This is a genomic window from Paraburkholderia guartelaensis (genome assembly GCF_004353905.1).
Taxonomy (GTDB): Bacteria; Pseudomonadota; Gammaproteobacteria; order Burkholderiales; family Burkholderiaceae; genus Paraburkholderia; species Paraburkholderia guartelaensis.
The window spans coordinates 1-7,581 of sequence record NZ_SMOD01000095.1 but is presented as its reverse complement, the minus strand read 5'-3'; the positions used below and the strand labels follow the sequence as shown (position 1 = coordinate 7,581).

At 59.1% G+C, this 7,581-nt stretch carries 9 protein-coding genes and 1 pseudogene; 8 read left to right on the top strand and 2 right to left on the bottom strand.

The window, feature by feature from the left end; translation table 11 throughout:
• Positions 1 to 920 precede the first annotated feature (920 nt).
• The 7 genes and pseudogenes from E1N52_RS42565 to E1N52_RS42535 all read left to right on the top strand — a co-directional run bounded on the left by E1N52_RS42565 (position 921) and on the right by E1N52_RS42535 (position 5,592).
• The gene (locus E1N52_RS42565; protein WP_133191041.1) at positions 921 to 1,355 is read left to right on the top strand and encodes an HU family DNA-binding protein; all 435 of its coding nucleotides are present in this window, start codon (positions 921 to 923) and stop codon (positions 1,353 to 1,355) included.
• A gap of 715 nt (positions 1,356 to 2,070) precedes the next feature.
• A pseudogene (locus E1N52_RS45185) lies at positions 2,071 to 2,285 on the top strand (DUF1488 family protein).
• A gap of 200 nt (positions 2,286 to 2,485) precedes the next feature.
• Positions 2,486 to 2,689, top strand: a complete 204-nt coding sequence (locus tag E1N52_RS42555) for a cold-shock protein (RefSeq protein WP_042293433.1) — start codon at positions 2,486 to 2,488, stop codon at positions 2,687 to 2,689.
• A gap of 99 nt (positions 2,690 to 2,788) precedes the next feature.
• Positions 2,789 to 3,019 carry a hypothetical protein gene (locus E1N52_RS42550; RefSeq protein WP_133191039.1) on the top strand — a complete coding sequence of 77 codons (231 nt, stop codon included), beginning with the start codon at positions 2,789 to 2,791 and terminating at the stop codon, positions 3,017 to 3,019.
• 358 nt (positions 3,020 to 3,377) lie between these two features.
• The gene (locus tag E1N52_RS42545) at positions 3,378 to 3,677 is read left to right on the top strand and encodes an RNA-binding protein (RefSeq protein ID WP_133191037.1); all 300 of its coding nucleotides are present in this window, start codon (positions 3,378 to 3,380) and stop codon (positions 3,675 to 3,677) included.
• A gap of 170 nt (positions 3,678 to 3,847) precedes the next feature.
• Positions 3,848 to 4,120 (top strand): hypothetical protein, encoded by a 273-nt coding sequence (locus E1N52_RS42540; protein WP_133191035.1) that lies wholly within the window; start codon positions 3,848 to 3,850, stop codon positions 4,118 to 4,120.
• 98 nt (positions 4,121 to 4,218) lie between these two features.
• Positions 4,219 to 5,592 (top strand): hypothetical protein, encoded by a 1,374-nt coding sequence (locus E1N52_RS42535; RefSeq protein WP_133191033.1) that lies wholly within the window; start codon positions 4,219 to 4,221, stop codon positions 5,590 to 5,592.
• Positions 5,593 to 5,840: 248 nt separating this feature from the next.
• Here the strand turns inward: E1N52_RS42535 and E1N52_RS42530 are convergent, their stop codons facing one another.
• Positions 5,841 to 6,161, bottom strand: a complete 321-nt coding sequence (locus E1N52_RS42530; RefSeq protein WP_133191031.1) for a hypothetical protein — start codon at positions 6,159 to 6,161, stop codon at positions 5,841 to 5,843.
• A 772-nt stretch (positions 6,162 to 6,933) separates the two neighbouring features.
• Between E1N52_RS42530 and E1N52_RS42525 the strand changes: the two genes are divergently transcribed.
• Positions 6,934 to 7,320: a hypothetical protein gene (locus E1N52_RS42525; protein ID WP_133191029.1), complete on the top strand. Its 387-nt coding sequence runs from the start codon at positions 6,934 to 6,936 to the stop codon at positions 7,318 to 7,320.
• Between the two features lie 33 nt (positions 7,321 to 7,353).
• Here the strand turns inward: E1N52_RS42525 and E1N52_RS42520 are convergent.
• The coding region (locus E1N52_RS42520) for a transposase (protein ID WP_133184843.1) at positions 7,354 to 7,581 on the bottom strand (228 nt) is incomplete at its 5' end.

The window sequence follows — 7,581 nt, the reverse complement described above, 5'->3', positions numbered from 1 at the left end:
GCCCTGACCTGAAAGGGTGCCCACTTCCGCATGGTGCAGCTGTCGTATGCCATCGTCTGAGGTTCGACGAGAGGAAGCCTGGAAGAAGCCGGTATCACTACGGTTCGGCGCCTCTCGCCGTGACAATACGGTGAATCAACGATGAGACGTATGCGAAGTCCATGTGTAGTCAACATGGTCGGTGTCGGGACGACACTTAACGCTGTGCTTGAGCGCAGTGCGGTGAAAGTCGCACGCTGCGTTCTTAGGGGGCGGCGACGCAGCAATGCGTTGCTGCTACCCGCCGGCCTCCGCGCGGGAAATCGCCGAGTGTGGCACCGTCCACACCGTGCGGCACTGGCAGCAATGCTAACCCGCGTTTGATTCCTCACGGCAGGCCAGCCCTTCTACCTCACGTGAAGTCATATCGCCTAGTGGGTCACTGCACTTAACGAGGTAACGAGGCGCCAGTCCGACGAAACCGTATGCAACCTCGCGCATGTGACTCCGTACTGCTCCCCCTGGAAATCAAGTCTTTTTTTGACCGCCCTGGGGCCTGGTCAAATCGATACAGTGTTAGCCGTGCATCGTATTTCGCCCCCGAACAAGACCTGCATAGTGAAGCTCTTTTGATCTGATCGATCTCACCACTCGAGGAGATGGCCATGAACCCGGTCCACGCGGAACGAGGCGCACAGGCAAGCGTCCGAAAAAAACCATGGAGAAATCGGCAGGCATCATTTCTGCACTCAAAACCGGGCGGAATGTCCGGCACCTTGAGCACGTGTCGAACCAGGTATTCCGCTGATATGACATTTGAGTGCGCTTTTTAAGGTGTTTTCTTGACACATGAATCGCGAAGCATCATAGAATGCGCGTGCTTGCTGCACAAGGATGAAGTGGCAAGCGCCCCCCAACTCGAAAATGAGTCATCGACGACTATGGCAAAGACTGCATCGAAGGCTGCGGAAAAACCCGCAGCAAAGAAGGCTGCTGCTCCGGCGACCAAAGGTAGCGCAGCGAAAGCAGCGAACGGTACGGCGAAGAAGGTGGTCGCTGGTGCACCGGTCAAGGACAAATTCACCAAGGCGTCGCTCGCGACACACGTCGCGGCGGCAGCTAACGTCGAGCCAAAGGCAGCGAAGGCTGTACTGGCAGCGCTCGAAGACACGATCCTGGGCGCCGTCCACAAGAAGGGTGCGGGTGAGTTCACGCTGTCGGGTATTCTGAAGATCAACGTTCAGCAGGTGGCGGCGAAGAAGCGTCGTTTCGGCAAGGACCCGTTCACGGGCGAAGAGCGTTGGTTCGACGCGAAGCCTGCGACCGTCCGGATCAAGGCGCGCGCGCTGAAGAAGCTCAAGGACGCAGCAGCCTGAAGTGCGTTATCAGGCCTGCTGCCTTCCTGGTAGCAGGCCTCCGGCTGCTCCAGAATCGGTGTCCACTGCTTCGACTCTCCCTCAGGCGAGTTTGCGCCACATCGTACTACCCGCCGCCGCCCCGATTCGCCGTTCCGCGCGTTGCCAGTCATCACGCCGTCTCAGGAAGCAAGCCTTGCGATTGGCTCCGGCGTGTCATGCGCTCACTGGACTACGGCCGCGTATTCGGCATCCTGAATAAACTCACCTTCGCGTGGCTTGTGCAGTTTCCATTGCCAGACGCGGCAACACAACTGTCCTGCAGGCAGACGTGATCCATTCCGCCTCCGCCCTGATGCATGAAGGTAATTCCGAACGCCCGTCGTGGCAACGCCATTACCGGGTGGCGCGAGCAGCAATCCTCACAAAGCTGACAATGGGTGACGTCGCCGACGACGATGGAATCCGGCCGACGGCTGGCTTGCGCTCAGCGCCCGCGAGTTCCAGGCCTGAAACGGTTACCGCGCGTTGCAGGTGACTTCCCTGATCTGACATCGATGCAGCCGCCGCGGCCATCTGCCCGACCAGTGCCGCATTTTGGGCGACCGCGCGATAACATCGACACCGCCATTACAGATACGACGCGAGCACATGCAGACCGGCCACCGGTGACCCGAAATCCATGACATGTGCAAAAATCATTCTGATCTGAGCCAACGCGTTGTCCTTGCCGCCTATGGAAACCGCCGAACTCGAACCGCAGGTGCTCGCCAATCGCCTCGGCGTGGAGTTCTGTCTCGTACGCCAGAACAGTACGATCGGATGCGTGATCACGATCGCGGCGCTGGAAGCGTATTTTTGCTCGAGCCGCACGCCAGCGACGCCCGCATACTCAAAACCTTTCGCGATGGCTACGGCCGTATCTGCGCGATTGCCGCGCGGCAATCATAGGGTGCCGCCGTCAGCCGTTGGAACGACGAATGTCTGCACCGGGCCTGGGTCGTTGAAAGCCAGACCCTGTGCAGTCCATGGACCTGCTGATTGGCAGGTGTCATCCCGGCGTGGTAAAAAGTCATCCCTTGCGGGTGATCGCCTCCATGCGATGCCGTATTCTCGCGATTTCAGGTTTCAACATCGACAGGATTCAAAAAATGGCAACTGGCACTGTAAAATGGTTCAACGATGCGAAAGGCTTTGGCTTCATCACCCCGGATGACGGCGGCGAAGACCTGTTCGCCCACTTTTCCGAAATCAAGACTGAAGGCTTCAAGTCGCTGCAGGAAAACCAGAAAGTAAGCTTCGATGTGAAGATGGGGCCGAAGGGCAAGCAGGCTGCAAATATCAAGCCAGCCTGACCGGCGCGCGTCGCATCCCGTTGTGTGGCCCGTCCTGCGGGCCAGTTTTTCTTGCACCCTGCGCATCAATCTTTAATGAAGCGATGGACATGCCAGCGCATGCGCGCGATGTCCTGGTGCGCCCTCTTCTCGACATCGGTCGATTCTCCGGTTGACGAAGCGCAAGCGTTTCGCCCGTCCTCCAGGGAATTGATTCGATCCAGCATCGGCGTGAAGACGCAGGACGAACCGCGCATTTGCGGTAGCGTTGATGCCGCGCTTGCGTCCACGCTGCCCGGATCCATCATTGCCCTGCAAAACAGCGGATATCCTGTGAAGGAAAACGGTTGAACTCCGCGCCGGCAACGCAACAGTCCTTCGAAGAATCGACATCCCCGACCAGAAGCACTACGATCGAAAGCATGCCGGTGGCCATGGCAGGTGCCTGTCGCACGACAATTTTCTGACGATTGGCAGTCACCATGCCAGACAGCCTCCTCGATGTGGTGGCCCACTGCGCCTCGCGACGCGTGCGCGGTGAACCCGCTCGGTCCCGTGCATGATCACGGTGACCGGGACGCCGTCCGCCGCGTAGATTGTTTAAATCAGGCGAGGCAAGTGCCGGAAGTTCGTGGCGCTATCCTCGGTGGGTGTCGATGCCACCACCCAGTGGATCGATGCTGCGAGCCGTGCTCTCAGGTGAATCGCCATGACGACTGAGTCACTTCTGACGTTGGCCGAATATCTCGAACTGTCCCTGAACTCTGGCGGAAGTGTGATCATGATGCAGAAATGCAATGACGTCTGCGCCATGTACGTTGGCGATGCCAGGCGAGATCAGGATCGCCTGAGATATCACGGGGACATCGCCGCGACCCAGGCCGAAGAGATCCTTGAGCAAACCCGCGCTGGACGAAACCGGCTGGAGATCGCCGGACAGCTATACCGTTTTATCCGGAGCTTCAAACATTTTGAGGATCGCGGCGCGGTCGTTTTCGCACCGTCGTGACACCGGAGGCACGACGATTTCGGGAAACGTAAATTTGATGTTCCAGGTAAGTTGCGCATTCCCAAATACTGAAAATCCGCATCAAGGACTTGTCACGCGAATACGTTGCGCTCGAAGATAATCGGGTGGTCGACCTGCCGGTCGACGGCGACTAGCGTCATGAGCGGGTCGTGCAAGACCTCGCCCCCATTCGTCGATGCGCCGTTTGTGGTGGCGAGCAGAGCGCCACGCCCTCCCTGAACGGAATATCCGCTCGTCGTCAGCTCATCGACGACCCCGAGCTCGTCGCAGCTTCAAGTGGCTTAATAACCTTTGACGCCTCAAGCTGGACCATGAATGATCACCTGATTTCTTTCGTGACTTCATTCGTTGTCCTCTTCATTCCAAACCCGATCACGGAAAACCAGCACATCAAGGAGGCCGCCACCTTCGTCCCGGCATAGATTTACGCGTCATGTGCGAATGACACATCAAATACCAACATCGCCGCGTCTATAATCAACACCTTAAGGATATCAGCGACCGCATGGAGCCCTACTTTATGAATCAAACCCGCGGGCGATATGCGGGATCCCGCGACAGCGGCCAACGCCAGGCTCGCCAGGAAAAGAAGTCTCAGCCCAAGCGGCCGGGACAGCCGTATGTGAAGGCGCCTGCTCAGGACTCCGCCCAGACCACCTCCATTTTCAAGACACGGTCGTTCCAGTTTCTGGTCGATACGGTAGGCGCAGAGAATATCGCCATCGCACTTGAATCCAGCATGACGCGCGTGGCCGAATTGATGAAGGGCGAGAGGTTCACTCCCGAGACCGCCTTTCACATGGAAACCACGCTCAGGTTGCCGCATGGCTTTTTTGACCAGCCCAATCCTGGCCTCGCAGCCGAGACCATCGCTCGCCTGAAGTCACCGCTCGACTTCATTCAAACCGACGACGAACCAGACGGAGAGTCCGAAGCACTCAAGCCGGCTTCTGTCCTGACCGTCGACCCGCAACCCTCTCTTGAAGACAGTTTGTCCGAGGAAGCGCAAATGCCAAGGAAAGCAACCGGTGGTACGCCCAGGGCCGTCAAGACCAGTCCAGGCGAAACGGCCGGACAGCCCGAAGCTCGTACGCCGCGAAAAGCTTCGCGTTCGAAATCCAGGACGTCTCCTGAAGCGGCCCAGCAGCAGTCGCTGGCACTCAACGATGGGGCCGACGTAGAAAACATCCGGCGCACCAACCTCCACGTTCTCACGAGTCGCAACGGATCGAAAGCAAGACTTGGCGTGGTTATGGAGTTGAGTGGCTCCAACATGGCCCACCGGCTGCATGGCAAGAAGCGCCTGGACGCTGTCGAAGCCAACCGGTTCACTGAACGGCTTGGCTTGCCCGCTGGCTGGCTGGACACCCCGCGCTCTGAAGCCGATATTCCAGCGTCGGTTTCGCGTATGCTTGCGCCTGCTTCGCGCGCACGCGTATCCGCTCAAGAGCACGAACCGGTTGCGCTCACAACAAAGGATGACGTGCCGGCGAAGGGCGCCGGTGCGAAGGCGCGTGGACGGCGCGCGCGGGCGAGCGATCCAGAAAGCGCAACTGTTTCGGCGAATGTCGCAGGAGAGAAAGAGGCGATCGTTACCAGCGCGCAAGATCATGTAAATGGTTTTCCCGACGACGTTACCGGTCACCTGCCTGAAGAAGGTGGTGACGGGGCGCCGGCAGCTACACGTGCAACCCCAGAGTCGCTCGCCGCATCCGCAGTACCGCAGCGAAACCTGGCAGCGTTCCCCTTCGCTTCCGTGACGAGTCTGGACAATCTTCACGGTATTGAGCCGATAGCGGAAGCCTTGATCAAGACGCTGGCAGGCAAGGCACGCACGGGTCACCTGGACGAACTGAAAGCGCTGGAACTGCTGCAGCAGGCGATCCTGCTATGAGCCGGTATAGCGTGCCAGGCTCCCCGCGCCATGCCGCACAATGCGCATCGAGGTGACCGGGTCCCGCTACGCAAAAAATTGCGCTGTGTCAGGTCGACTTGCCACCGACCTGCATCGCCGGGCTGACCGGAGAGGTCAATCACCTGACGTTGCCGGGGACGACTGAAACTGGATTTTTCTCCCGGGCTTTCCTGGGCATACTGAGCAGCGCGTGCCTGGCTATCCGCGCCGCGGAGTTCGCCTGACGTTCAATGGAGTTTGGACATGTGACGACGGCGGGCAGTTGCCAGAAGCGGATTCTCATCGGCCTCGGCGTCGCCTTTTGCCGCATCGCCATCCGCAATGACAACGTGGACGTCCTGCGCGAAGGCATCTTCAAAGTACCTGCGCGCGCGTGCAACGCATTCATCTGCCGGCGCATCGCCCGCACTCGCGGCAGCCTGCGCGGTCGCTTTAGCGGCCAGGCCAAACGCTGCGACGATCTCCTCCCAAGTCAGTCGGGTCGTCATCGCTTCCTGCACGAGCTTGCCCGCGACAGTACCAATCTTCGCTCTTAGTTCGTCCGTCATTTGCTTTTGCTCCCACAATCCTTGCGCCGCGCACTTGCGGCATCACGCGCGCTGTTTCCGCTGGTCAGGCGGATGCGTCACAGGCGGCTACGGCTACCAGGACGGCTATTCTAGCGCCTGCTCACCGCGCACCGCTCACCATTCACCGATTCCGTTGTTCCGATGCCCGCCGAACAGCGGAATCGCTCCCGCGTAGCATTCCTGGAAGGACATCGCGGGCGATACGGCCCGCGACGTCATTTGACGGGCCGAAGCTCGTTTCAAGGTGAATCAGCCCGTCTTTCCCGCGTGTCTTCAAGGTCCTCGACCGATCCGGTTTTGCGCCTCCCATCCTGAATGTCAGTTCGCCGACAGACTCCGGCTCCGTCTGCGCAATCAGCGCGAGGAAGGCACAGTTGTTTTCGTCCTGACCCGGGCAGCAATGCCCCTCTGCCTGCTCCGACTTTCCAGCGGTCCCTGGGGAGTGCCGCCAATGCAGGAAAGCGGAGGCCGCCGTCAGGCGCTTGCCGGAGTCGCGGCGCGCGGACAGTTAGTCGCGTTTATAGGCGGTTTCGCAACAAGCCTGCAGCCAGGCATCGAAAGGCGACCACACAGAAAACGCGACGAACCGCGAGACAGCGACAAATTTTGACGGGTGCTCTTGCCCTGCGGTGAAGCGTCCCAATATTCGAACCCGAAATCCATTCGCCCGCTGTCGAACATGTCAAACAGGAACTACCGTTCCCCGCGTCGTCCGTCTGCCAGTGCGCATGCAAAATCGCTCTTTCTTCCCATGCCCCGCAAGGAATCCTCGGATCTTGCGCTGCGTGCACGGATTGCGCTCGAGCGTCTGCGCAATGGAGAAGCGGACCGCTCGCTGGTTAATCTCCTCTCGCAGATCATCATCACGAGCTTCATCACCCGGGCGCGACATGGGCAGCTCGATATCGCGGACATCGAACGCGTTGAGCGTGGCCTCGGAGAAGTGCTCGATCAGGCAGACCGCACTGGAGTCTGGAATGTGCCTGAATCGTTGACTGACGGTCTCACCGCCGTGGTAAATGAATACGACCGCGCGCTCAGCGTGACCCGAATGGAGATCGTACTCAGGGCGAGTGATTACCTCGGAAAGCTGGTCGGTATGGGGAAGTGTCTGAATTTTTGTGTGCAAGGCAGATAAAAACCTGCCGTCTGGCAGGTCATCAATTGCATTCTACAAATGATTCCTGGTGAAGCGATCCTCGTAGAGGATCGCGAACTGGTTCATCGCGGCTTTCCAGTCATGTGCGGCACGGCTCCAGTCAGCCGTGATATTGCGCAAGGCCAGCCACAGCAGTTTGGTCGCGGCCTCGTCCGTGGGGAAGTGCCCACGCGTCTTGACGATCTTGCGTAGCTGGGCGTTCACGCTTTCAATGGCGTTGGTCGTGTAGATCACTTTGCG

Coding starts and splice junctions, on each gene's coding strand:
- E1N52_RS42565 (WP_133191041.1), top strand. CDS start 921: ATGGCAAAGACTGCATCGAAGGCTGCGGAAAAACCCGCAGCAAAGAAG.
- E1N52_RS42555 (WP_042293433.1), top strand. CDS start 2,486: ATGGCAACTGGCACTGTAAAATGGTTCAACGATGCGAAAGGCTTTGGC.
- E1N52_RS42550 (WP_133191039.1), top strand. CDS start 2,789: ATGCGCGCGATGTCCTGGTGCGCCCTCTTCTCGACATCGGTCGATTCT.
- E1N52_RS42545 (WP_133191037.1), top strand. CDS start 3,378: ATGACGACTGAGTCACTTCTGACGTTGGCCGAATATCTCGAACTGTCC.
- E1N52_RS42535 (WP_133191033.1), top strand. CDS start 4,219: ATGAATCAAACCCGCGGGCGATATGCGGGATCCCGCGACAGCGGCCAA.
- E1N52_RS42530 (WP_133191031.1), bottom strand. CDS start 6,161: ATGACGGACGAACTAAGAGCGAAGATTGGTACTGTCGCGGGCAAGCTC.
- E1N52_RS42525 (WP_133191029.1), top strand. CDS start 6,934: ATGCCCCGCAAGGAATCCTCGGATCTTGCGCTGCGTGCACGGATTGCG.